The sequence below is a fragment of the Streptomyces sp. SudanB52_2052 genome (assembly GCF_964272415.1).
Lineage (GTDB): Bacteria > Actinomycetota > Actinomycetes > Streptomycetales > Streptomycetaceae > Streptomyces > Streptomyces olindensis.
In genome coordinates this window covers 6,721,564-6,745,910 of sequence record NZ_OZ186796.1, presented here as the reverse complement: position 1 = coordinate 6,745,910, position 24,347 = coordinate 6,721,564, and the positions used below count along the sequence as shown (strand labels likewise).

Sequence of the window (24,347 nt, the reverse complement as noted above, 5' to 3'; positions counted from 1 at the left end):
CTTCGGTCAGTGACCGCGCTCGGCGCCGCCGTTGACCTGGATGATCTGGGAGGTGATGTGCCCGGCCTCCGGGGAGGCGAGCCAGCGCAGGGTCTCGGCGACGTCGGCGGGGGTCCCGGCCCGGCCGGTCGAGGTCTCGCCGACGAGCCGCGCCCGCCGCTCCTCGGCCATCGAGTCCCCGAAGAACTCGGTGTCCTCGATGTAGCCGGGCGCGACGACGTTCGCGGTGATGCCGCGCGGTCCCAGCTCCCGCGCCAGATCGTGGGCGTACGGGTGCAGCCCCGCCTTGGCCGCCGCGTAGGCCCCGCTCCCGGATCCCCGGTAGGCGGCGATGGAACTGAGGAAGAGCACCCGCCCGCCGGGCTCGGCGAGCCGCGGCTTCAGCGCCTCGGTGAGCAGGACGGCGGTCAGGGTGTTGAGCCGGAAGTTCACGGTCCAGGTGTGCGCGACGGCCTCCAGCGGATCGTCGCCCGCGGCGTCCGGTTCCAGCAGCCCGTTGCCTCCGGCACTGTGCACGAGCACGTCCACGGACCCGAACTCCCGCTCCACGAAGGCGGCGACACCCCGCACGTCCTCCGGCTCGGCGAGATCGGCCGCATACGTCAGCGCGCCGGGCACCCCGGCCTTCTCCAGCACCGCGGCCCGCCGCCCGAGCAGCAGCACCCGGTCCCCGCCCGCGGCGAAGACCCGGGCCGCCACAAGCCCAATTCCCGTTCCTCCACCACTGATCACTACGTTCCGTGCCATACGAACGACCCTACGATCCGTCGGCCGCCGAGGGCGAACTCAGCGCAGGCTGCGCACGTCAAGATGCCGCAAAACCCGGTCCACCACCTCGGGGTCCGCCCCGGGTTCGCTGCGCGCCGCCAGCACCTCGTGCCGCGCCGCGCTCAGCATCTCCTGCTGGATCCGCCGCACCCGCTTCACGCGCCGCGCCCGCTCCCGGTACGCCTCCCGCCGCTCGTCCTCCGCGAGTTCGGGACTGATCCGCACCCCGATGTCGAAGGCCCGCCGCAGCATCTGCTCGGAGAGGTCCTCCGGCAGCTCCTCGTCTTCCTCGATCTCCCGGAGCCTGCGCTTCGCCGCCTTCGCCGCCCGGATCGCCAGCGCCTTCGCGAACTCCTTCTCCTGGTCGGTGTCGGCCTTCACCCCGAGCCTCCGCACCAGCCACGGCAACGTCAGTCCCTGCACCACCAGCGTCGCCATGATCACCCCGAAGGCGATGAAGATGATCTCGTCCCTGCTCGGGAACGGCGCCCCGGAATCCGTCTCCAGCGGAATGGCCAGCACCAGCGCCACCGACGCCACGCCGCGCATCCCGGACCACCACATCACCACGGTCTCGCGCCAGCTCACCGGGATGTCCTCGTCGTAGTCCCGCCGCGCGTGCAGCCGCTTGGTCAGCCACGTCGCCGGCAGCAGCCACAGCAGCCGTACGAGGACGACCACGCATACCACCAGCGCCGCCCACCCGAGCAGTTGGCCCCACCGGCCGGTCGCGGTGTGGATGGCGTTGTGCAGTTCGAGTCCGACCAGCCCGAACGCCACACCGGTGACGAGGGTGTCGACGATGTTCCAGAACGTGTGTCCGGCCAGCCGTGTCATGACGTCGTCGGCGTCGGCGCCGTACTCCGCGAGGAACAGCGCGGTGGTGAGCACGGCGAGCACCCCGGAGCCGTGCAGCTCCTCGGCCATGACGTAGGAGGCGTACGGCACCAGCAGGGCGAGCCCGATCTGCAGGGTCGCGTCCTCGAGCAGTTCCATCAGCTTGTTCGCGCCCCAGCCCAGTGCCAGGCCCACGGCCACCGCCACCACGGCCGACAGCACCAGGTCGAGCCCGGCCTTCCAGGGCGAGAACGTCCCGCTGACGGCGGCGGCGATCGCCACGTGGTAGAGGACGATGGCCGTCACGTCGTTGAAGAGCCCCTCGCCCTCCAGGATCGACACCAGCCGGCGCGGCAGCCCCAACTGCCCGGCGACGGCCGTCGCCGCGACCGGGTCCGGCGGCGCCACCAGCGCGCCGAGCGCGAACGCCGCGGCGAGCGGCAGCCCGGGCACGATCGCGTTGGCCGCGGCGGCCACACAGGCCATGGTGACGAACACCAGGGCCACGGCCAGCAGGAAGATCGGTCTCCTGTTCGCCGCGAACTGCCGCCACGAGGTGCGTCGTACGGCGGCGTACAGCAGGGGCGGCAGCAGCAGCGGCAGGATCAGGTCGGGCGGGATGTCGACGTTCGGCACGAAGTCGAGCAGGGCGAGGACTATGCCGAGGAGCGTCATCAGCACCGGCGCGGGCACCCCGAGCCGGTCCCCGACCGGGACGCTGATCACGGCCCCGAGCAGCAGCACGAACAACAGGGCCAACTGATCCACGGTCAGCGCTCCGGGAGGTCAGACGGTCACACGACTGTCCTCAAGCCTGCCACGCAACTCCGGGGACAAACCGTTTCGGCACTCACCGCGACGGGCTAGAGCGAACGCCGCATCCCCTGGTGCGGAATACCCGCCTCCAGGTACTCCGGCCCGTAGGCCTGGTAGCCGAGCCGCTGGTAGAAGCCGAGCGCGTGCGTCTGGGCGTGCAGGTCCACGGCTGCGAGCCCCCGTGCGCGTGCCGCGTCCTCGATGGCCCGCACCAGGGCGACCCCCACACCGAGCCCGCGCGCGTGAGCGGCCACGGCGAGCCGGCCGAGGGAGCCCACGGACGGGTCGGCTCCGGTCTGCGCCACGGCCGCCTCCCCGACCAGCAGCCGCCCCGTCCCGAGCGGTACGCCGTCCTCCCGGACCGCCAGCACATGGACGGCCCCGGCGTCGTACGCGTCGTACTCCAGGTCCTCGGGCACGCCCTGCTCGCCGACGAAGACCTCCTTGCGCACCGCGAAGCACGCCTCACGGTCGGCCGGGCCCTCGGCGACCCGCACGACATACGTCGGGGTGGTGCTCACGCGTAGGTCTCCTCCCGGACCTGGTCCAGGGCCTCCTGCAGGTCCTCCGGGTAGTCGCAGGAGAACTCGGCCCACTGCCCGTCCCCGGGGTGCTCGAAGCCGAGCCGCACCGCGTGCAGCCACTGGCGGGTCAGACCGAGGCGCTTGGCGAGCGTCGGGTCGGCGCCGTAGGTCAGGTCGCCGACGCAGGGGTGCCGGTGGGCGGCCATGTGTACGCGGATCTGGTGCGTGCGGCCGGTCTCCAGCTTCACGTCGAGCAGGGAGGCGGCGCGGAACGCCTCGATGAGGTCGTAGTGCGTGACGGACGGCTTGCCCTCGGCCGTGACCGCCCACTTGTAGTCGTGCTGCGGGTGCCGGCCGATGGGCGCGTCGATGGTGCCGCTGGTCGGGTCGGGGTGGCCCTGGACGAGCGTGTGGTACCGCTTGTCGACCGTGCGCTCCTTGAACTGGCGCTTCAGCGACGTGTACGCGTACTCGGACTTGGCGACGACCATCAGCCCGGACGTGCCGACGTCGAGGCGGTGGACGATGCCCTGGCGCTCGGCGGCACCGGAGGTGGAGATCCGGTACCCGGCGGCGGCGAGGCCTCCGATGACGGTCGGCCCGGTCCAGCCCGGCGACGGGTGCGCGGCCACGCCGACCGGCTTGACGATGACGACCACGTCATCGTCGTCGTGCACGATCTCCATGCCCTCGACCGGCTCGGCCACCACCTGCACCGGCGCGGGCGCCTGCGGCATCTCGACCTCCAGCCAGGCACCGCCGTGCACGCGCTCCGACTTGCCGACCACCGACCCGTCGACCGTGACCTTCCCCGCGGCGGCGAGCTCGGCCGCCTTGGTCCGGGAGAAGCCGAACATGCGGGAGATGGCGGCGTCGACACGCTCGCCCTCCAGGCCGTCGGGCACGGGCAGGGTACGGATCTCGGGAATCGTGCTCACCCGTCGAGTATGCCGGACGGGTCCGACACCGCCGTACGGGTGCTCAGTCCTTGTGGACGGTGCCGTCCGGGTCGAGCCCCTTGAACGACAGCAGCACGATCAGGATGCCGCCGCACACGATCGCCGAGTCGGCCAGGTTGAACACGGCGAAGTGCTTGGGCGCGATGAAGTCCACGACCGCGCCCTCGAAGACGCCCGGTGCCCGGAAGATCCGGTCGGTGAGGTTGCCCAGCGCACCGCCGAGCAGCAGGCCCAGCGCGATCGCCCAGGGCAGGCTGTACAGCTTGCGGGCGAGCCGGGCGATCACCACGATCACCGCCGCCGCGATCATGGTGAAGATCACGGTGAAGGCCTCGCCGAAGCCGAAGGCCGCGCCCGCGTTGCGGATCGCCTCGAACTTCAGCCAGTCCCCGATGATCTCGATGGGCGGGTGGTGCTCCAGCTTGGCCACCACGATCATCTTGCTGATCAGGTCCAGGGCGTACGCGAACGTGGCGACGGCGAACAGCACCGCGATCCGGCGCCTGCCCCGGGGCCTTCCGGCCGTGGCCTCCGGCTCGTCCGTGCCCGACGCGCCGGCGGCCGCCGCCGTATCGTCGGTGCCGGACTCGCCGGGCCGGTCCTGCCCGTTCCCGGCCGCGTCCGGTGTGTCCGGCGTACCGATGATGCGCTCCGCCTCTGCCACGTGAGTCCCTCAACCTAGGTGCCTGACTGAGGACGAGGGTACGGCACACCCCGGGCCGCCCACGTGCTCAGGAGGCATTCGGCGGCCGGTCAGTACCGGCGCTCCTGCTTCTGCTTGCACTCCACGCACAACGTGGCCCGCGGGAACGCCTGCATCCGGGCCTTGCCGATGGGGTTGCCGCAGTTCTCGCACAGGCCGTAGGTGCCGGAGTCGAGGCGGTCCAGGGCGCGCTCGGTCTGGTCGAGCATCTCGCGCGCGTTGGCGGCAAGGGCCAGCTCGTGCTCGCGCGTGATGTTCTTGCTGCCGGTGTCCGCCTCGTCGTGGCCCGCGCCGTCCCCGGAGTCCCGCATCAGACCGGCGAGCGACCGCTCCGACGAGGTGATCTCCTCGCGCAGCCGCGCCTCCTCCGACATCAGCTCGGAGCGCGCCTCCTCGACCTCCTCCGTCGTCCAGGGGGCCTCGCCCGGGCGTACCGCCAGCTCACCGGGCTCCACCGCGCCCGCCCGCGCCTTCGGAACGGCGGTCTTCGCCGCCGTTGCCGTGCCAGGAGTCTTCTTCGCACCCACCGTCGTCGCTCCCGTCTGCGGCGCGGCCTCGGCCGCACCCGCCTTCTTGGCCGTGCTGGTCCCGGCCGTGTCCTGTGTGGCCCCACCGGTCCGGGCGGCGCCCTTCCCGGCCGGGCCCTTCGTGGTGGTGCTCCCGCCTCCGGCGCCCTGCCCGGCGACACCTTCGGCGCCCTTCTTCGCGGCGTCGGCCTTGGCGGCCTTGGCCCTGGTGACAGCGGCCTTCTTGGCCGCCGCCCCCTTGGCAGCCGCCTTCTTCTCGGCCGCCGTCCCCTTGGCGACCGCCTTCTTGGCCGCCGCCCCCTTGGCGGTCGTCCCCTTGGCAGTCGCCCCCTTGGCGGTCGCCTTCTCGGCCGCCGCGCCCTTGGCGGTCGCCTTCTCGGCCGCTGTCTTCTTGGCCGCCGTCTTCTTGGCCGTCTTCCTGACAGCGGCCTTCTTGGCTGTCGTCTTCTCGGCGGCTGCCTTGGCCGGAGCCTTCCCGGCAGCCCCCTTCCTGGCGGGGGCCTTGGCCGCGGCCTTCCCAGGTGCGGCTCTCTCGGTCGCTCCCCGCTCGGCCCCACCCCGCTCGCCCGCACCCTGCCCGGCCGCCGCACCCCGCTCCGCCCCGCCCGTTCTGGCCGTCACCTTCTTGACGGCCGCCTTGGTCTTCTTGACAGCAGTCTTCGTCCCCTCGGTCGCCTTCCCCGCCGCCCCCTTCGCCGCCCCCTTCGCCGCCCGCCCCACCGAACCCCCCTGGGTGGACTTCTTCCCACCCACGTCCTTGGCCGCACCGCCGGAGGCCTCCCCGGACCTGCCGGACGCCGGCTGCTGTACGGCGGTCTTCTTCGCCACCATGGCCGCGGCCCCTTCACATATTGTGATCTTGCTCGCGAATCGTGCTGGGACGATAAATCGACTCGAGTCCCGCGGCAACGGGGCACACCGCCCGATTCGCCCGCCTCGCGCACGCCGCGCGGCGAACCTGCATCCGTTGTGCCCAGCTCCCCGCCCGGTAATCCGCCGAGCCGGACGTCCCAGGATCCGAACACCCATACCACCCCATTCGAGTCATCAAACCCATAAGCCACCCTCCCCGCGCCACCCCGGCCCCGGGGACCCCGGGTCCCCGGAAAAGCGGTCGGCCGCTGTCCGCCCGGCGCCGTACACTGGGCGGAGCGAAAAGCGTGGATGGGGACGAGTAGCGGCGTACGCAGCCCAGAGCGACCCGGGGACGGTGGAAGCCCGGGGGCGAGCGCGACGTGAAGATCACCCCGGAGCCGCCGGAAGAACGCCACAGCGGTGAGCCGTGGCCAGTAGAACCGGCATCGCGACCCCAATGAGGGGGCTCGCCGGCGCACACCCCGTGCCGGAGGGCCAAGGAGGGTGGTACCGCGGGAGCGCGCCGAAGGCGGCGCAGGCAGACGTAGCTCTCGTCCCTCCGGACGGAAGGCAGCAAGTCCGCCGGAGGAAGCCCGCTGATGACATCGTCGACGTACCGCCAGGTACCCGCCCAGGTCGACCTGCCCGCCCTCGAGCACGCGGTGCTCGACTTCTGGCGCGAGCAGAAGATCTTCGCCAAGAGCCTGGAGCAGTCCGAGGGTCGCCCCGAGTGGGTGTTCTACGAGGGCCCGCCCACCGCCAACGGCATGCCCGGCGCCCACCACATCGAGGCCCGCGTCTTCAAGGACGTCTTCCCCCGCTTCCGCACCATGCGCGGCTACCACGTGGCCCGCAAGGCCGGCTGGGACTGCCACGGCCTCCCGGTGGAGCTCGCCGTAGAGAAGGAGCTCGGCTTCTCCGGCAAGCAGGACATCGAGGCGTACGGCATCGCCGCGTTCAACGCCAAGTGCCGCGAGTCGGTGACCCGCCACACGGACGCCTTCGAGGCGCTCACGACCCGCATGGGCTACTGGACCGACCTGAACGACCCGTACCGCACGATGGACCCCGAGTACATCGAGTCGGTCTGGTGGTCGCTGAAGGAGATCTTCAACAAGGGCCTGCTGGTCCAGGACCACCGCGTCGCCCCCTGGTGCCCCCGCTGCGGCACGGGCCTGTCCGACCACGAGCTGGCGCAGGGCTACGAGACGGTCGTCGACCCGTCCGTCTACGTCCGCTTCCCGCTCACCTCCGGCCCGCTCGCCGGCGAGGCCGCGCTCCTGGTGTGGACGACGACCCCGTGGACCCTGGTGTCCAACACCGCGGTCGCCGCCCACCCCGAGGTCACCTACGTCGTCGCGACGAAGGGCCCAGAAGGTTCGGAGAAGCTCGTCGTCGCCGAGCCGCTGCTCGCCAAGGCCCTCGGCGAGGGCTGGGAGAGCACCGGGCAGACCTTCACGGGCGCCGAGATGGAGCGCTGGACCTACCAGCGCCCCTTCGAGCTCGTCGAGTTCCCGGAGCCGGCGCACTTCGTCGTCAACGCCGAGTACGTCACCACCGAGGACGGCACGGGTCTGGTCCACCAGTCCCCCGCCTTCGGTGAGGACGACCTCAAGGTCTGCCGCTCCTACGGCCTCCCGGTCGTCAACCCGGTCCGCCCGGACGGCACGTTCGAGGAGGACGTCCCCCTCGTCGGCGGTGTCTTCTTCAAGAAGGCCGACGAGAAGCTCACCGAGGACCTCGGCGACCGCGGCCTGCTCTTCAAGCACATCCCGTACGAGCACAGCTACCCGCACTGCTGGCGCTGCCACACCGCGCTGCTCTACTACGCGCAGCCCTCCTGGTACATCCGCACCACGGCGATCAAGGACCGCCTGCTCGCGGAGAACGAGGGCACCAACTGGTTCCCGGAGACGGTCAAGAACGGCCGCTACGGCGACTGGCTGAACAACAACATCGACTGGGCGCTGTCCCGCAACCGCTACTGGGGCACGCCGCTGCCCATCTGGCGCTGCGAGGACGACCACCTCACCTGCGCCGGCTCCCTCACGGAGCTGACCGAGCTGACCGGCACCGACCAGTCGGGCCTGGACCCGCACCGCCCGTTCATCGACGAGGTCACCTTCGCCTGCCCGCAGGACGGCTGCGGCAGGACGGCCACGCGCGTGCCCGAGGTGATCGACGCCTGGTACGACTCGGGCTCGATGCCGTTCGCGCAGTGGGGCTACCCGTACAAGAACAAGGACGTCTTCGAGGCCCGCTACCCGGCGCAGTTCATCTGCGAGGCCATCGACCAGACCCGCGGCTGGTTCTACACGCTGATGGCGGTCGGCACGCTCGTCTTCGACAAGTCGTCGTACGAGAACGTGGTCTGCCTCGGCCACATCCTCGCCGAGGACGGCCGCAAGATGTCCAAGCACCTGGGCAACACCCTGGAGCCGATCCCGCTCATGGACCGGCACGGCGCCGACGCGGTCCGCTGGTTCATGGCGGCCGGCGGCTCCCCGTGGGCGGCCCGCCGCGTGGGCCACGGCACCATCCAGGAGGTCGTCCGCAAGACGCTCCTGACCTACTGGAACACGGTCGCCTTCCAGGCCCTGTACGCCCGTACGTCCGGCTGGGCCCCGTCCGAGGCCGACCCGGCCCCGGCCGACCGCCCGGTCCTGGACCGCTGGCTGCTGTCCGAACTGCACGCGCTGACCGACCAGGTCACCCAGGCCCTGGACGCCTACGACACCCAGCGCGCCGGCAAGCTGCTGTCCGCGTTCGTCGACGACCTGTCCAACTGGTACGTGCGCCGCTCCCGCCGCCGCTTCTGGCAGGGCGACAAGGCGGCGCTGCGCACGCTGCACGAGGTCGTCGAAACGGTGACGCAGCTCATGGCCCCGCTGACCCCGTTCATCACCGAGCGGGTCTGGCAGGACCTGATCGTCCCGGTCACCCCGGGCGCCCCGGAGTCGGTCCACCTCTCCTCCTGGCCGGAGGCGGACCTCACCGCCATCGACCCGGAGCTGTCGAAGCAGATGGTGCTGGTGCGCCGGCTGGTGGAGCTGGGCCGTGCCACGCGCGCGGAGTCGGGCGTCAAGACGCGCCAGCCGCTGTCCCGCGCCCTGATCGCGGCCACCGGCTTCGACACGCTGGGCTCCGAACTGCGCACGCAGATCACGGAGGAGCTGAACGTCGAGTCCCTGGCGACGCTGAGCGAGGTCGGCGGCTCCCTGGTCGACACCACGGCGAAGGCCAACTTCCGCGCGCTGGGCAAGCGCTTCGGCAAGCGTGTCCAGGACGTGGCCAAGGCCATCGCGAACGCGGACGCGGCCGCGCTGTCCCTCGCCCTGCGCGAGGGCACGGCGTCGGTGGAGGTCGACGGCGAGACCATCACGCTGGCTCCGGATGAGGTCATCATCACGGAGACCCCGCGCGAGGGTTGGTCGGTGGCGTCCGACGCGGGCGCGACGGTCGCCCTGGACCTGGAGATCACGGAGGAGCTCCGCCGCGCGGGCCTCGCCCGTGACGCGATCCGTCTGATCCAGGAGGCCCGCAAGAACAGCGGCCTCGACGTGGCCGACCGCATCGCCCTGCGCTGGACGGCGACCGACCCGGCCGTCGCCGAGGGCCTGACCGAGCACGCGGCCCTGATCGCCGACGAGGTCCTCGCCACGGACTTCGCCCAGGGCGAGGCGGACGACACCTACGGCGAGCCCTTCACCGACGAGGGCCTGTCCCTGACGTTCCGCCTGCGCAAGGCGTAACCCTCAGGGGCCTCTCGGCCCGAAGGCCCGGCCCTGCCAAAGATCTTGGTGGGTCCGGGCCTTCGGCGTTGCGTACGCAGAACGCCGGTGCGCGGGTACGAACACGCGTGGCAAAAGGGCGAGGCCCCGGGGTGAACCCGGGGCCTCGCCCTGAACGCTGCCGACGTCTACGCCGTACTACTGGCCATCAGGCCGTCAGTTGTCATCCTCGTCGATCAGGAAGCCTCGCATGGGCGAGGGCGCCTGACCCATCGGGGACGGACCCTGCGGACGCACCGGCGCCATCGGCTGGGTCATCGCCGGAGACATCTGCTGCTGGCCGCCGTAGGACGGACCGGACGGCGAAGGAGCACCGCCCATCGTCTGGTTGCCGCCGCCGTACGACGGGGCACTCGCGCCGGCCGGGGCCATGGAAGGCGCCGGGGACGGCGGGAGGGACGCGGTCGCCGGAGTGCGCGGCGGGGCCAGCGAGTCGTCGGCCTGGGTCTCCAGCTGACGCAGCTGCGACTCCAGGTACGACTTCAGGCGCGTGCGGTACTCGCGCTCGAAGCCGCGCAGGTCCTCGACCTTGCGCTCCAGCGTGGCGCGGGCGGACTCCAGGGAGCCCATCGCGACGCGGTGCTTCTCCTGCGCGTCCCGCTCCAGGGCGTCGGCCTTGGCACGGGCGTCACGCTCCAGACCCTCGGCACGCGAACGCGCCTCGCCGACGATCTTGTTGGCTTCGGAACGGGCCTCGGCGATCGCCTGGTCGGCGGTCTGCTGGGCCAGCGAGAGGACACGCGCGGCGCTGTCGCCACCGGGGCCTCCCTGACCGGGGCCGCCCATCGGACCGCCCATGGGGCCGCCCATCGGACCACCCATCTGCTGCTGCATCGGGGGCTGACCCATCGGACCCGGACCCTGGCCCATCGGACCGGGACCACCAGGACCCTGGGGACCACCCTGACCGCCGGGGCCGGCGGGCAGCTGCGGGGCACCGCTCGGCAGCTGGGGCGGGCCACCCATGGGGCCACCCATCTGCTGCTGCGGCGGGCCCGATATGCCGGCGGGAACGGGACCGCCGGGACCGCGCATGCCCTGCTGCTGCTGCTGTTGCTGCTGATCCTGCTGCTGCTCCGGAGGCTTGCGCATGTTCTGCTGGTTCTGCGCGGCAGCGCGCGTGGCCGCGGCCAGTTTGGCGCGCAGGTCCTCGTTCTCGCGGAGCAGGCGGGTCAGTTCGGCTTCGACCTCATCGAGGAAGGCATCGACCTCGTCCTCGTCATAGCCTTCTCGGAGGCGGACGGTCGTGAACTGCTTGTTCCGCACGTCCTCGGGGGTCAACGGCATCTCTTCACCTCAACGTAGTCGTCGGCATTCGGCAAGACCGTAGTTCACATCGCTCACAGCCGGCTCACGATCGAGATCAGGATGTAGACGATGATCATCAGTACGAAGAAGGACAGGTCGAGCGCCACGCCCCCGAGACGCAGCGGCGGGATGAACCGCCGCAGAAGCTTGAGCGGTGGATCAGTGACAGTGTAGGTGGCCTCCAGAACGACCACCATCGCCTTGCCGGGTTGCCATGAGCGGGCGAACTGGAAGACGTAGTCCATGACCAACCGGAAGATGAGCACGATGAGGAAGCACATCAGCGCGATGTAGACGACATCCAGAACCACGCTCATGATCTGTTGCTTCCCTCTCCCCTGTGCCCTGCTGTGTAGTGCTGTGTACTGATGTTTCCGGTGGTGCGTCTCAGCTCTGGTTGAAGAACCCGCCCTCTGCGATGCGGGCCTTGTCCTCCGCCGTGACATCGACGTTAGCAGGCGACAACAGGAACACCTTCTGCGTCACCCGCTCGATACTGCCGTGAAGACCAAACACCAAACCGGCCGCAAAGTCGACAAGTCGCTTCGCATCTGTGTCGTCCATCTCAGTCAGATTCATGATCACCGGGGTGCCTTCACGGAAGTGTTCCCCGATGGTACGGGCCTCGTTGTAGGTCCGCGGGTGGAGCGTGGTGATCCGGTAAGGCTCTCGTTCCGACACGACCTTGGGCATGATCACCGGTGCGTTCTTCTCCAGGCTTGCGCGTTCTTGTGTGATGGATGCCACGGGCGCGATGCGCGCCGGGCGGCTGGATTCCGCGGGTAGCGAAGCGGAACGAGCGGCCGGTTCGCGAGGTGCGGACGGCTGTACGACTCGTACCTCTTCGTCCCTTTGGGGCTGATGTGAGACATGTGGTTGGTGGGACGACTCGTGCCGTCGGTGATCCCGTTCGGGTTCCGGGTCGAGTTCGGGTTCGAAGTCGTCGTCGGGGTCGAATCCGCGGCCGTCGTACCCATCGTCCTCCACGAGGCCGAGGTAGACCGCCATCTTGCGCATCGCGCCGGCCATGCTCTGAGTCCTCCGCTCTGTGGTGGATCGACTGACGACTGCCAAGTGCCCGCGATCCACGAGGTCCTTGAATCCGCCTTTCGGCGGCAATGACCATATTTTCTGCTGTGGTCCGACTTCTTGGCGACGTTACCCGAGCCTGGGGCGGACTCCGAGTACCGCGCTGCCGACGCGCACATGTGTCGCTCCGGCCGCCACGGCCTGCTCGAGATCCGCACTCATCCCTGCCGAGACCATGGTGGCAGCCGGATGACTCCGGCGCAGGTCGGTCGACAAATCCATCAACCGCTCGAAGGCCGCCTGTTCGCGCCCCGCGTACTCCCCGGTGAGCGGTGCGACGGTCATCAGTCCGTCGAGCCGCAGCCCCGGGGCCCCGGCCACGAGGTCGGCCAACTCTTCGATGCCGCCGGGGGCCACGCCTCCGCGCTCACCCCGCTCGCTCTCGCCCGCGTCCAGTGCGACCTGGAGGAGGCAGCCCAGCTCGCGACCCGCCCGGACGGCTTCCTTCGACAGAGCTGTGACGAGCTTGGAACGATCGACGGACTGCACGAAATCCGCGTAACCGGCCACCGAGCGCACCTTGTTGGTCTGAAGCTGACCGACAAAATGCCACGTAAGGGGCAGATCCGCACAGGCCGCGGCCTTGGGCGCCGCGTCCTGGTCGCGGTTCTCGGCGACGTGGCGGACACCGAGTTCCGCCAGCATCCGCACATCGCTCGCCGGATAGGTCTTGGTGACCACGATCAGGGTCACGTCCCCGCGCCCGCGGCCGGCGGCCGCGCAAGCGTCGGCGATGCGCCGCTCAACTTTCGCCAGATTCGTGGCGAGTTCGTCCTTACGGTCCGTCATGTCCTGTCAGTCCAGCCACACATAACCCGCGAGCCGCCCGGTGGTGCGGTCGCGTCGGTACGAGAAGTGATCGCGCGATTCCAGCGTGCACACCGGCGACTGCTCCCGGTCGCGCACCCCGAGCCGTTCCAGCTGGGCATGCACTCCGGCGCTCACATCGACCGCCGGTGTGCCCCAACTCGTCTCGGCGTACGCCGCCGGCTCGATGGCGGACACCTCGGCGCGCATCACCCCGGGCACTTCGTAACACCGGCCGCAGACGGTGGGTCCGGTGCGGGCGACGATCCGGGAGGGCTCGGCGCCCAGCTCCGTCATCGCGCGTAGCGCGGCCGGGACGACTCCGGCGATCATGCCCGGCCGGCCCGCGTGGGCCGCGGCGGCGATCCCGGCGACGGGGTCGGCGAGCAGCACCGGCACGCAGTCGGCGGTGAGCACGGCGAGGGCGAGCCCGCGCCGCGCCGTGACGATCGCGTCGACCGACGGGATGTCGGACGAAGATCCCCACGGTCCGTCCACCACCGACACGTCCGACCCGTGCACCTGGTTCATCCAGACCACCCGGTCCGGCTCGATGCCCAGGGACTTGGCGGCCAGTTCCCGGTTGGTGCGTACGGCGTCCGGGTCGTCTCCGACCGCTCCGCCGAGATTGAGCTCCTCATACGGAGCGGCGCTCACCCCGCCCCACCGGTCGGTGAAGGCGAAGTGCGCGCCGCTCGCGCTCTCGCGCTGTCCTATCACGTCAGAAGGATCACTTGAGGAAGTCCGGTACGTCCAGCTCCTCGGCCGCGCTGTCCGAGTAGGTGCGCGGCGCCGGCGGGACCGGCGGGGCGACCGGGATGTCCTCGACCGGCTTCGGAGCGGGCTCCGGGTCATCCTTCGGGGTCACGCTGCCGAGCGATCCGAAGGACGGGCGGCTCTCGGTCTGCCGCGCCGGGGCCGGCTCCTCGCGCTTGGCCGAGGCCGAGCCGATCACGTTCTCCCGGCGGGCCGGGGGCTGGCCTCCGTCGAAGCCGGCGGCGATCACGGTGACCCGGACCTCGTCGCCCAGGGCGTCGTCGATGACCGCGCCGAAGATGATGTTGGCCTCGGGGTGGGCGGCCTCGCTGACCAGCTGGGCGGCCTCGTTGATCTCGAACAGACCGAGGTCGGAGCCGCCGGAGATGGAGAGCAGCACACCGCGGGCGCCGTCGATGGAGGCCTCCAGCAGCGGCGAGGAGATCGCCATCTCGGCGGCGGCCACCGCGCGGTCGTCGCCGCGGGCCGAGCCAATGCCCATCAGGGCCGAGCCGGCCTCGGACATGACCGACTTGACGTCGGCGAAGTCGAGGTTGATCAGGCCCGGGGTGGTGATGAGGTCAGTGATGCCCTGGACACCGGAGAGCAGGACCTGGTCGGCCGACTTGAAGGCGTCGAGCACCGAGACCTGGCGGTCCGAGATGGACAGCAGCCGGTCGTTCGGGATGACGATGAGGGTGTCGACCTCTTCGCGGAGCTCGGCGATGCCGTCCTCGGCCTGGTTCGCGCGGCGCCGCCCCTCGAAGGTGAACGGGCGCGTGACCACACCGATGGTGAGGGCACCGAGCGAGCGGGCGATGTTGGCCACGACGGGCGCGCCGCCGGTGCCGGTGCCGCCGCCTTCACCGGCTGTCACGAAGACCATGTCGGCCCCCTTGAGGACCTCCTCGATCTCCTCGCGGTGGTCCTCGGCGGCCTTGCGGCCCACGGCCGGGTTGGCTCCGGCGCCGAGTCCGCGGGTGAGTTCACGGCCGACGTCCAGCTTGACGTCGGCGTCGCTCATCAACAGAGCTTGCGCGTCGGTGTTGATGGCGATGAACTCGACGCCCTTGAGACCGACCTCGATCATCCGGTTGATGGCATTGACACCACCGCCGCCGACACCGATGACTTTGATGACTGCGAGGTAGTTCTGCGGTGCTGCCACGTCGAAGGCCTCTCGCCTCGAGTTACGTGTCGCCGAATCCCCGTGACGCCCTGCGCCCCGCGACCCGACGACTGATGCCGAATGGGACGGTCCGTATCGCCGACCCGAACCCTAACCCTGAAGTTTAGGGTTACCAGTGTGTCTGTTCCTTGGAGTCTTCTGAACAGGACACTAAGTCGACAAGTGGCGCACGTTCAACGAACACGCCGAACCTCCCGTTTTTCTTTTCACCCTATGTGATCAGCCGTAGCACTGCCCAACCAGGGTGCTGGCCTGCGCGGATGTGCGTCAACTCGTCGATGACGCGGGCGCGGTGGGGACGCTGACGTCGAAGTGCCGCGCGTCCGGCGAGGCTTTCATCAGAGCGGTGAGCGTACGGGCCTTCGCGGCGCCCTTCTCGCTGCTCCCCCAGGCGACCGTGCGGCCGTCCCTCAACTCCAGCGAGATGTCGTCGTAGGAACGGACCTTGACGGTCCGTGTGTCGCGGGCGACGGCGGCCGGAACGGCGCGGGCGACGCCCACCGCCTCGCGCACCAGCCGGGACTCGCCGAAGCGGCGCAGGCTTGCGGCGGCGGAGCTGGACCGCACCCGTGTCAATTCCAGTGCGGGAACACCTTTCGGCGCCTCAGAAACCGTGGCGAAACGGACACCTTCATCGTCCACTTCGACGAACTTTCCGCCCTTTTGGACAATCAGAACCGGAGTCCGCTCAACCACTTTCAGGTCGATTCCATGGGGCCAGGAGCGGACCACGTCAACCGCGTCAATTCGGGGCAATTTCCGGCGCAGTCGCGTCTCGATCGCATCGGTGTCCACCGAAATGAGCGGCTTCCCGAGGGGGACCTCGGCGGCCGCCTTGACCTGATCCGGCGTCAGGACCCGGGTGCCCGACACGGAGACCTGCTCGGCGCGCAGCCAGTCGGACCCGTAGAACAGCCACAGGGTCGGGATGCCGAGGAAGACGAAGACGAGACCCAGGATGACGATCACACGAAGGTGTCGCCGCCGCAGACGCCTGACGGGCGGCGGGCCGGACGACCCCTGCTGGCGTTCACCGCGCTCGGCGGTGGTCGATCCGGCCACGCTCCCCTGCCTTCCGTCATACGGGCCAGGCCCTGTCTTTCGGATCATCCCGGGTCCGCGGGGTCTGGTACGCACATCTGCCGCGTTGTCGTCGGTCGCCGACGCTCCGCGTCGACTCCCTCCTCCGCCTTGCAGCTGCACGCACCAGACCCCGCTCGCCCGCGTTCACCAGGCACCGCATCTCGGAGTCGGGCTGATCCGAAAGACAGGGCCTAGCGGTGTGCACGAGCGGCGGCGATCGCCTCGTACACCATGCCGACGAGCAGGTCGTCGGCGTCCCGGCGGCCGAACTCGGCGGCGGCGCGGGACATCTGGTACAGCCGGTGCGGGTCGGCGAGCACGGGCAGGACGTTCTGCTGGACCCACTCGGGGGTCAGCTCCGCGTCGTCGACCAGCAGGCCGCCCCCGGCCTTGACCACCGGCTGGGCGTTGAGCCGCTGTTCGCCGTTGCCGATGGGCAGCGGGACGTAGGCGGCCGGGAGCCCGACGGCGGAGAGTTCGGCGACGGTCATCGCGCCCGCGCGGCAGAGCATCATGTCGGCCGCGGCGTACGCGAGGTCCATCCGGTCCAGATAACTTACCGGGATGTAGGGGGGCATCCCCGGCATCTGCTGGACCTGCGGCAGTTCGTTCTTCGGGCCGACCGCGTGCAGGATCTGGATCCCGGCCTGCTGGAGCCAGGGCGCGACCGTCTGCACGACCTCGTTGAGGCGGCGGGCGCCCTGGGAGCCGCCGGAGACCAGCAGCGTGGGCAGGTTCGGGTCGAGCCCGAAGGCGGCCCGGGCCTCGGGGCGCACGGCGGCCCGGTCCAGGGTGGCGATGGAGCGGCGCAGCGGGATGCCGATGTAGCGGGCGCCGCGCAGCTTGCTGTCCGGGGTGGAGACGGCGACCTGGCTGGCGTAGCGCGAGCCGATCTTGTTGGCCAGGCCCGGGCGGGCGTTGGCCTCGTGGATGACGATCGGCACGCCGAGGCGCTTGGCCGCGAGGTAGCCGGGCAGGGCGACGTAGCCGCCGAAGCCGACCACGGCGTCCGCCTTGGTGCGCTCCAGGATCTGCTCGGTCGCCTTGATGGTGCCGCGCAGCCGGCCCGGGACGGTGATCAGCTCGGGGGTGGGCTTGCGTGGCAGCGGTACGGCGGGGATCAGCGCGAGTTCGTAGCCGCGCTCGGGTACGAGACGCGTCTCCAGGCCTCGCTCCGTGCCCAGGGCCGTGATGCCCACGGTCGGATCCTGCCTGCGCAGGGCGTCCGCGAGGGCGAGCGCGGGCTCGATGTGGCCCGCGGTTCCTCCGCCGGCGAGTACGACATGCACCGAAATTCACCGCTCTCCGGACGGACGCGCCGCCGTGGCGCGCCGTCGCATCGTGTTCCATCTCCGGGGGCTCCGACCCGAACCGGTTGCCCCGGCCCCCCGCTTTCTACCAAAGCGAGGTTGCCGCATCGCAAGCGCTGCCCGCGCAGCGGGCTCGTCGCGCGCGAAGGCGATCAGCAGCCCGATGGCGAACATGGTCGGCAGCAGGGCGGATCCTCCGTAGGAGAACAGCGGGAGGGGGACGCCGGCGATCGGCAGCAGACCGAGCACCGCACCGATGTTGATCACGGCCTGGGCCGTGATCCAGGTGGTCACGCCTCCCGCGGCATACCTCACGAAGGGGTCCTCCGTGCGTCCGGCCACGCGGATACCCGCATAGCCTAGAGCCGCGAAGAGGGCGAGGACCGACAGCGTCCCCGCCAGGCCCAGTTCCTCACCGGTGACGGCGAAGATGAAGTCCGTGTGGGCTTCGGGGAGTTGGCCCCATTTCTCCACACTCGCACCCAGCCCGGAGCCGAAGATTCCGCCCGAGGCGAGGGCGTAGATGCCGTGCACGGCCTGCCAGCAGTCGACGGGTCCGGACTGGGGTTCGGTGGCACCGAGGCACTGCAGGCGCGCCATGCGGTTGGGGCTGGTCTTGATCAGGATCAGGCCGAGCACGGCGGCGACCGAGAGCACGCCGGCGAACAGCCGGGTGGGCGCTCCGGCCAGCCAGAGCAGGCCGAACAGGATGGCCGTGAGGATGATCGCCGTGCCCATGTCGCCGCCGATCATGATGAGCCCGAGCAGCATGAAGGCGGCCGGGACCAGCGGGACGAGCATGTGCTTCCACTGGGTCAGCAGCCGCTTGTCCTGCTTGCGGGCGAGCAGGTCGGCGCCCCACAGCACCAGCGCGAGCTTGCCGAACTCGCTGGGCTGGATCTGGAAGGAGCCGCCGAGGGCGATCCAGTTCTGGTTGCCGTTGACCGACACTCCTATCCCGGGGATCTGCACCAGGGCCATGAGGAAGACGGCGCCCGCGAGGATCGGGTAGGCCAGGGCCCGGTGCAGTTTCACCGGCATGCGTGAGGCGGCGAACATCAGACCGGCGCCGATCAGCGCCGCGAGCAGCTGTTTGCGGAAGAAGTACGAGCCCGGCAGGGACATCTGCAGCGCGGTGATCTGGGAGGCCGAGTAGACCATCACCAGGCCGAGCACGGTGATCAGCAGGCTGCCGCCGAGGATCAGGTAGTAGGCGGTCAGCGGCCGGTCCCAGCCCCGGCGGGCACGGGTGTAGAAGTTCAGGACGGGGTTGTCGCGCAGGGACCGGGGAGGGACGGGGCGCTTGGGGGCGCGCTGGACCGGGGGCCGGCCGGTGCGGCTGGTGGGCATCGCCGGTCACCCCGCCGCGCCGGGGGAGGACGCTTCACCGCGCGGGCCCCCAGGCCGCCGCTCGGGCACCAGCCGCATCCGTGTCACGCGTCCCTCCCAGGTACGCCCGGCGCCCCCGCCGGGCGAGGCGGGCCCGGGTCAGCCTTCGGCGGAGCCGAGCTCACGGACGGCGTCCGCGAAAGCGTCCCCGCGCTTGTTGTAGTTGACGAACATGTCCATGGAGGCGCACGCCGGAGCCAGCAGCACCGTGTCACCGGGGCGGGCGAGCCGCCGTGCCTCCTGAACCGCCGCGCGCATCGCCCCAGTGTCGGTCCGGTCGAGGTCCACGACGGGTACTTCCGGGGCGTGTCGCGCGAGGGCTTCGCGGATGAGCGCGCGGTCCGCGCCGATCAGCACGGCACCGCGCAGCCGCTGCGCCGCCTTGGCGACCAGTTCGTCGAAGACGGCGCCCTTGGCGAGCCCGCCCGCGATCCACACGATCGACTCGTAGGCCGCCAACGAGGCTTCCGCGGCATGCGTGTTGGTCGCCTTGGAGTCGTCGACGTACGCGACCCCGTCCACGTCCGCCACGTGCGCGATGCGGTGGGCGTCCGGGGTGAACGCCCGCAGCCCGTCCCGTACGGCCTTGGCGGGGACGCCGTAGGCGCGGGCCAGGGCCGCCGCCGCGAGGGCGTTGGCGATGTTGTGCGGGGCCGGCGGGTTCACGTCCGCGACCTCGGCGAGCTCCTGGGCGTTCTTCTGCCGGTTCTCGACGAAGGCCCGGTCGACGAGGATCCCCTCCACGACGCCGAGTTGGGAGGGCGCCGGGGTGCCGAGGGTGAAGCCGATGGCCCGGCAGCCCTCCTCCACGTCGGCCTCGCGGACCAGGTCCTCGGTGGCCTTGTCGGCCACGTTGTAGACGCAGGCGACGCGATTGCCCTCGTAGATGCGGCCCTTGTCGGCGGCGTAGGCCTCCATGGAGCCGTGCCAGTCGAGGTGGTCGGGGGCGAGGTTGAGCACGGCGGCGGAGTGGGCGCGCAGGGACGGCGCCCAGTGGAGCTGGTAGCTGGACAGCTCCACGGCCAGGACGTCGTACTTCTCCTCGCCGAGCACCGCGTCCAGCAGGGAGACGCCGATGTTGCCGACGGCGGCGGTGCGCAGGCCCGCCGCCTTCAGGATCGAGGCGAGCATCTGGACGGTGGTGGTCTTGCCGTTGGTGCCCGTGACGGCCAGCCAGGGGGCGGCGTCGGGGCCGCGCAGGCGCCAGGCCAGTTCGACGTCGCCCCAGACCGGGACGCCCGCCTGTGCCGCCGCCGCGAACAGCGGCTTGTCCGGCTTCCAGCCGGGCGCGGTGACGATCAGCTCGGTGCCCTCCGGCAGAGTGTCGCCGTCGCCGAGGCGCACGGTGATCCCGAGCGCCTCCAGTTCGGCCGCCTGTGCCCGGGCGCGCTCGTCGGCGCCGTCGTTGACGACCGTGACGGTCGCGCCGAGGCCGTGCAGCACCTTGGCCGCCGGGACGCCCGAGACGCCGAGTCCGGCGACGGTGACGTGCTTGCCCTGGAAGTCGAAGGGCTCCGAGGAGGTCACTTGTCCGCTGCCCATCCTGCGTAGAAGAGGCCAAGTCCGACAATCACACAGATGCCCTGAATGATCCAGAAGCGGACCACGACGAGCACTTCGGACCAGCCCTTGAGTTCGAAGTGGTGCTGGAGTGGTGCCATCCGGAAGACGCGCTTTCCGGTGAGGCGGAACGAACCGACCTGGATCACCACGGACATGGTGATCAGGACGAAGAGGCCGCCGAGGATGGCGAGCAGCAGCTCGGTGCGGGAGCAGATCGCGAGGCCGGCGAGTACACCGCCGAGCGCGAGCGAACCGGTGTCACCCATGAAGATCTTGGCCGGCGAGGTGTTCCACCACAGGAAGCCCAGGCAGGCGCCCATCAGCGCGGAGGCGACCACCGCCAGGTCGAGCGGGTCGCGCACCTCGTAGCACGCGCCCGGGTTGGTCAGGGTCTGCGCGTTGGCGCAGGACTCCTGGAACTGCCAGACGCCGATGAAGGTGTAGGCGCCGAAGACGAGGACCGAGGCGCCGGTGGCCAGACCGTCCAGACCGTCGGTCAGGTTCACGCCGTTCGACATCGCGAGGATCATGAACAGCGCCCAGATCACGAACAGCACCGGGCCGATCGTCCAGCCGAAGTCCGTGATGAAGGAGAGCTTGGTGGAGGCCGGGGTGTTGCCGCGGTTGTCCGCGAACTGCAGCGACAGCACCGCGAAGGCGATGCCGACGATCAGCTGGCCGGCCATCTTCGCCTTGGCCCGCAGGCCCAGTGAACGCCGCTTGACGATCTTGATGTAGTCGTCGAGGAAGCCGACCAGGCCCATGCCGACCATGAGGCCGAGCACCAGCAGCCCCGAGAAGGTCGGCGCCGCGTCGGCCTCCGGGTCCAGATAGCCCGTGATCACCTTCGCCAGGAAGTACGCGGCGACCGTCGCCAGGATGAAGGCGATACCGCCCATGGTCGGCGTACCGCGCTTGCTGGCGTGCTCGCGCGGGCCGTCGTCGCGGATGTACTGGCCGTAGCCCTTGCGCGCGAGGAGCTTGATCAGCAGCGGGGTGCCGATCAGCGTGAGAAAGAGACCAATGACTCCTGCGAACAGGATCTGCTTCATCATCGGGCGGAAACCTCACCCTCGGCACCGGTCTCGAGCAGCGCCTGGGCAACGCTTTCGAGTCCGACCGAACGGGACGCCTTCACGAGCACGACGTCCCCCGGGCGCAACTCGCTGCGCAACAGGTCGACCGCCGCCTGTGCGTCGGACACGTGCACCGACTCCTCACCCCACGAACCCTCGTTATATGCGCCCAGTTGCAGCCAGGCGGCTTCCCTGCCACCGACCGCGACGAGCTTGCTGACGTTGAGCCGGACGGCGAGCCGTCCGACCGCGTCGTGCTCGGCGAGAGCCTCGTCCCCGAGCTCGGCCATCTTGCCGAGCACCGCCCACGTACGACGTCCCTTGCCCATGGCCGCCAGCGCGCGCAGCGCGGCCTTCATGGACTCGGGGTTCGCGTTGTAGGCGTCGTTGACGACCGTCACGCCGTCCGGGCGCTCGGTGACCTCCATCCGCCAGCGGGAGAGGGAGCCCGCCTCGGAGAGCGCGACGGCGATCTCGTCTGCGGACATGCCCAACTCGTGGGCGACGGCGGCCGCGGCGAGCGCGTTCGACACGTGGTGCTCACCGTACAGGCGCATGGTCACATCGCTTGCACCGGAGGGTGTGTGAAGCCTGAACGCGGGCTGTCCGGTGTCCGTGAGTCGCACGTTCTCGGCGCGAACGTCCGCTTCGCCGGACTCTCCGAAAAAGATCACCTTCGCCTTCGTACGGGAGGCCATGGCCCGGACGTAGGGGTCGTCCGCGTTGAGGATCGCGGTGCCGCCGTCTGCCTCGGCGGGCAGCGCCTCCACGAGTTCGCCCTTGGCCTGGGCGATCTGCTCTCGGCCGCCGAACTCGCCGATGTGGGCGGATCCGACGTTGAGCACCAGGCCGATCCTCGGTGGGGTCAGTTCCGTGAGGTAGCGGATGTGCCCGATGCCGCGGGCGCCCATCTCCAGGACGAGGAACCGGGTCTCCTCGGTGGCGCTGAGCGCGGTCAGCGGCAGCCCGATCTCGTTGTTGAGCGAGCCGGGCGTGAACACCGTCGGCGCCTTGCGCCGGAGCACCTGCGCGATGAGGTCCTTGGTGCTGGTCTTGCCCGCCGAGCCGGTGAGGCCGACGAGGGTGGCGCCGAGGCGTCGTACGACGTGCCGGGCGAGGGCGCCGAGGGCGGTCTGCACGTCGTCCACGACGATCGCGGGCACGCCGACGGGGCGGGTGCCGAGCACGGCCACCGCTCCCGCCTCGACGACCCCCGCCGCGAAGTCGTGGCCGTCCACGCGCTCCCCGGCGAAGGCCACGAACAGGCTGCCCGGCACCGCCTCGCGGGAGTCCCGGACGACCGGGCCGGTGACCTGGACGGACGGATCCGGTATGTCGTGCGTCTGCCCGCCGACGACTTCTGCGATCTCGGCGAGGGAGAGGGCGATCACAAGTTCATCCCCTGGGTCTTCTGGATTTTCATCCCTGGGTCTTCTGGATGGCTTCGCGGAGCACCTGGCGGTCGTCGAAGGGACGGACCACCCCGGCGATGTCCTGGCCCTGCTCGTGGCCCTTGCCCGCGACCAGCACGGTGTCCCCGGGCTCGGCACGCGCCACGGCGGCGGCGATCGCGGCGGCCCGGTCCTCGAAGACCTGCACCTCGCCGCGCTCGTGCGCGGGCACGGAGGCCGCGCCCTGGAGCATCGTGGCGAGGATCGCGAGGGGGTCCTCACCACGGGGGTTGTCGGAGGTCAGCACGGCGGTGTCGGCGAGCCGCGCCGCGGCGGCGCCCATGGGCGCGCGCTTGGTGGTGTCCCGGTCGCCGCCGCAGCCGAGCACGATGTGCAGCCTGCCCTCGGTGACCTTGCGCAGGGCGCGCAGCACGGACTCGACGGCGTCGGTCTTGTGGGCGTAGTCGACGACCGCGAGGTACGGCTGCCCGGCGTCCACGCGCTCCAGGCGGCCCGGCACGCCCGGTACGGCGGCCACACCGTCGGCGGCGGCCTGCGGGTCGAGGCCGGCCACGGCGAGGGCGACGATCGCGGCGAGGGTGTTGGCCACGTTGAAGGGACCCGGCAGCGGCGACTTGGCGCTGATCCGCTCGCCCTTGGGCCCGATGACGGTGAACGTCGAGTCCAGCTGACCGACCTCGACGTCCTCGGCCCGCCAGTCGGCGTCCGGGTGGCCCTCGGCGGAGTACGTGACGACTGGGACGGTGGCTTCCTTCGCCAGCCGGCGGCCGTACTCGTCGTCGACGTTGACCACGCCGAGTTTGCCCCGTTTCGGGGTGAACAGCTGCGCCTTCGCCTGGAAGTAGTCCTCCATGTCGGAGTGGAACTCCATGTGCTCCGGGCTGAGGTTGGTGAAGACGCCGATGTCGAAGACGCAGCCGTCGACGCGGCCGAGGACCAGGGCGTGGCTGGAGACCTCCATGGCGACCGCGTCGACGCCCCGCTCGCGCATGACGGCGAACAGTGCCTGCAGGTCGGTCGCTTCGGGCGTGGTGCGCTCGGACTTGATGCGCTCGTCGCCGATGCGCATCTCGACGGTGCCGATCAGGCCGGTGGAGCGGACCGTCTTCAGACCGCCCTCGACGAGGTAGGCGGTGGTGGTCTTGCCGGACGTGCCGGTGATGCCGATCTGGAGCAGGTCCCGGCCGGGGTGGCCGTAGATCGTGGCGGCCAGTTCGCCCATCCGCCCGCGCGGGTCGTCGACGACCAGGACCGGCAGCCCGGAGGCCGCGGCGCGCTCGGCGCCCGTGGGGTCCGTCAGCACGGCGGCGGCGCCCAGGCCCGCGGCCTGGTTCACGAAGTCGGCACCGTGCAGCCGGGCGCCCGGGAGGGCGGCGTACAGATCGCCGGGGCGCACGGCACGGGAGTCATGGGTGATGCCCGTGACCTCGGCGGCGCTCTCCGGCGCGGGGACACCCAGCTGATCGGCGAGTTCCGCGAGGGGTGTGGCGGAGACCTGCACCGGCCTGGGCGGCCCGGGGTATGTCACGGGATGGCCCTTCTGGGTGGTTTGGGACTGATCAGCGTGTGGCACGGCGGTGAGCGT

The 24,347-nt window shown here is 70.6% G+C and carries 20 protein-coding genes; 1 reads left to right on the top strand and 19 read right to left on the bottom strand.

The genetic code is table 11. The features are described from left to right. Positions 1-6: 6 nt before the first annotated feature. The 6 genes from ACSUPV_RS30165 to ACSUPV_RS30140 all read right to left on the bottom strand — a co-directional run bounded on the left by ACSUPV_RS30165 (position 7) and on the right by ACSUPV_RS30140 (position 5,965). Entirely contained in the window at positions 7-747 is a 741-nt protein-coding gene (locus ACSUPV_RS30165) for an SDR family NAD(P)-dependent oxidoreductase (RefSeq protein WP_436948924.1), read from the bottom strand. A 39-nt stretch (positions 748-786) separates the two neighbouring features. Next, positions 787-2,373 carry a Na+/H+ antiporter gene (locus ACSUPV_RS30160; RefSeq protein ID WP_436948923.1) on the bottom strand — a complete coding sequence of 529 codons (1,587 nt, stop codon included), beginning with the start codon at positions 2,371-2,373 and terminating at the stop codon, positions 787-789. 95 nt (positions 2,374-2,468) lie between these two features. Continuing rightward, positions 2,469-2,942, bottom strand: a complete 474-nt coding sequence (locus ACSUPV_RS30155; protein WP_031115739.1) for a GNAT family N-acetyltransferase — start codon at positions 2,940-2,942, stop codon at positions 2,469-2,471. After that, the gene (locus ACSUPV_RS30150) at positions 2,939-3,883 is read right to left on the bottom strand and encodes an RluA family pseudouridine synthase (RefSeq protein WP_359794798.1); all 945 of its coding nucleotides are present in this window, start codon (positions 3,881-3,883) and stop codon (positions 2,939-2,941) included. The genes ACSUPV_RS30155 and ACSUPV_RS30150 overlap by 4 nt, the downstream gene beginning before the upstream one ends. Before the next feature lie 43 nt (positions 3,884-3,926). Further along, positions 3,927-4,568 carry a signal peptidase II gene (gene lspA / locus ACSUPV_RS30145; protein WP_037757214.1) on the bottom strand — a complete coding sequence of 214 codons (642 nt, stop codon included), beginning with the start codon at positions 4,566-4,568 and terminating at the stop codon, positions 3,927-3,929. Between the two features lie 89 nt (positions 4,569-4,657). After that, entirely contained in the window at positions 4,658-5,965 is a 1,308-nt protein-coding gene (locus ACSUPV_RS30140; protein ID WP_436948922.1) for a TraR/DksA family transcriptional regulator, read from the bottom strand. A 623-nt stretch (positions 5,966-6,588) separates the two neighbouring features. Between ACSUPV_RS30140 and ileS the strand changes: the two genes are divergently transcribed. After that, entirely contained in the window at positions 6,589-9,741 is a 3,153-nt protein-coding gene (gene ileS, locus ACSUPV_RS30135) for an isoleucine--tRNA ligase (protein WP_037757217.1), read from the top strand. A gap of 195 nt (positions 9,742-9,936) precedes the next feature. On the opposite strand, the gene ACSUPV_RS30130 is transcribed toward ileS, so the two are convergent. The 13 genes from ACSUPV_RS30130 to ACSUPV_RS30070 all read right to left on the bottom strand — a co-directional run bounded on the left by ACSUPV_RS30130 (position 9,937) and on the right by ACSUPV_RS30070 (position 24,290). Continuing rightward, positions 9,937-11,067, bottom strand: a complete 1,131-nt coding sequence (locus ACSUPV_RS30130) for a DivIVA domain-containing protein (RefSeq protein WP_436948921.1) — start codon at positions 11,065-11,067, stop codon at positions 9,937-9,939. A gap of 53 nt (positions 11,068-11,120) precedes the next feature. Next, positions 11,121-11,405: a YggT family protein gene (locus tag ACSUPV_RS30125; protein ID WP_007448661.1), complete on the bottom strand. Its 285-nt coding sequence runs from the start codon at positions 11,403-11,405 to the stop codon at positions 11,121-11,123. A 70-nt stretch (positions 11,406-11,475) separates the two neighbouring features. Beyond that, positions 11,476-12,117, bottom strand: a complete 642-nt coding sequence (locus ACSUPV_RS30120) for a cell division protein SepF (protein ID WP_031115746.1) — start codon at positions 12,115-12,117, stop codon at positions 11,476-11,478. Between the two features lie 129 nt (positions 12,118-12,246). Continuing rightward, entirely contained in the window at positions 12,247-12,966 is a 720-nt protein-coding gene (locus ACSUPV_RS30115; protein ID WP_031115747.1) for a YggS family pyridoxal phosphate-dependent enzyme, read from the bottom strand. 6 nt (positions 12,967-12,972) lie between these two features. Beyond that, complete coding sequence (gene pgeF / locus ACSUPV_RS30110) at positions 12,973-13,704, bottom strand: peptidoglycan editing factor PgeF (RefSeq protein WP_031115748.1); 732 nt, start codon at positions 13,702-13,704, stop codon at positions 12,973-12,975. 10 nt (positions 13,705-13,714) lie between these two features. Continuing rightward, positions 13,715-14,908, bottom strand: a complete 1,194-nt coding sequence (ftsZ, locus tag ACSUPV_RS30105; protein ID WP_037757224.1) for a cell division protein FtsZ — start codon at positions 14,906-14,908, stop codon at positions 13,715-13,717. 288 nt (positions 14,909-15,196) lie between these two features. Further along, positions 15,197-15,991, bottom strand: coding sequence for a cell division protein FtsQ/DivIB (locus tag ACSUPV_RS30100; protein WP_382611098.1), 795 nt, complete (start codon positions 15,989-15,991; stop codon positions 15,197-15,199). Between the two features lie 212 nt (positions 15,992-16,203). After that, entirely contained in the window at positions 16,204-17,301 is a 1,098-nt protein-coding gene (gene murG / locus ACSUPV_RS30095) for an undecaprenyldiphospho-muramoylpentapeptide beta-N-acetylglucosaminyltransferase (protein WP_010039354.1), read from the bottom strand. A gap of 6 nt (positions 17,302-17,307) precedes the next feature. Further along, positions 17,308-18,672 (bottom strand): putative lipid II flippase FtsW, encoded by a 1,365-nt coding sequence (gene ftsW, locus ACSUPV_RS30090; protein WP_031115752.1) that lies wholly within the window; start codon positions 18,670-18,672, stop codon positions 17,308-17,310. 138 nt (positions 18,673-18,810) lie between these two features. Beyond that, positions 18,811-20,253, bottom strand: a complete 1,443-nt coding sequence (murD, locus tag ACSUPV_RS30085) for a UDP-N-acetylmuramoyl-L-alanine--D-glutamate ligase (protein ID WP_382611101.1) — start codon at positions 20,251-20,253, stop codon at positions 18,811-18,813. Then, the gene (gene mraY / locus ACSUPV_RS30080; RefSeq protein ID WP_031115755.1) at positions 20,235-21,326 is read right to left on the bottom strand and encodes a phospho-N-acetylmuramoyl-pentapeptide-transferase; all 1,092 of its coding nucleotides are present in this window, start codon (positions 21,324-21,326) and stop codon (positions 20,235-20,237) included. Before mraY ends, murD begins: the two co-directional genes overlap by 19 nt. Further along, on the bottom strand, positions 21,326-22,741 hold the full coding sequence (locus ACSUPV_RS30075) for a UDP-N-acetylmuramoyl-tripeptide--D-alanyl-D-alanine ligase (RefSeq protein WP_031115756.1): 1,416 nt from the start codon (positions 22,739-22,741) through the stop codon (positions 21,326-21,328). Before ACSUPV_RS30075 ends, mraY begins: the two co-directional genes overlap by 1 nt. Before the next feature lie 28 nt (positions 22,742-22,769). Beyond that, a complete protein-coding gene (locus ACSUPV_RS30070; protein ID WP_037757336.1) occupies positions 22,770-24,290 on the bottom strand; it encodes a UDP-N-acetylmuramoyl-L-alanyl-D-glutamate--2,6-diaminopimelate ligase in 1,521 nt (506 codons plus the stop codon). Between the last annotated feature and the right edge of the window lie 57 nt (positions 24,291-24,347).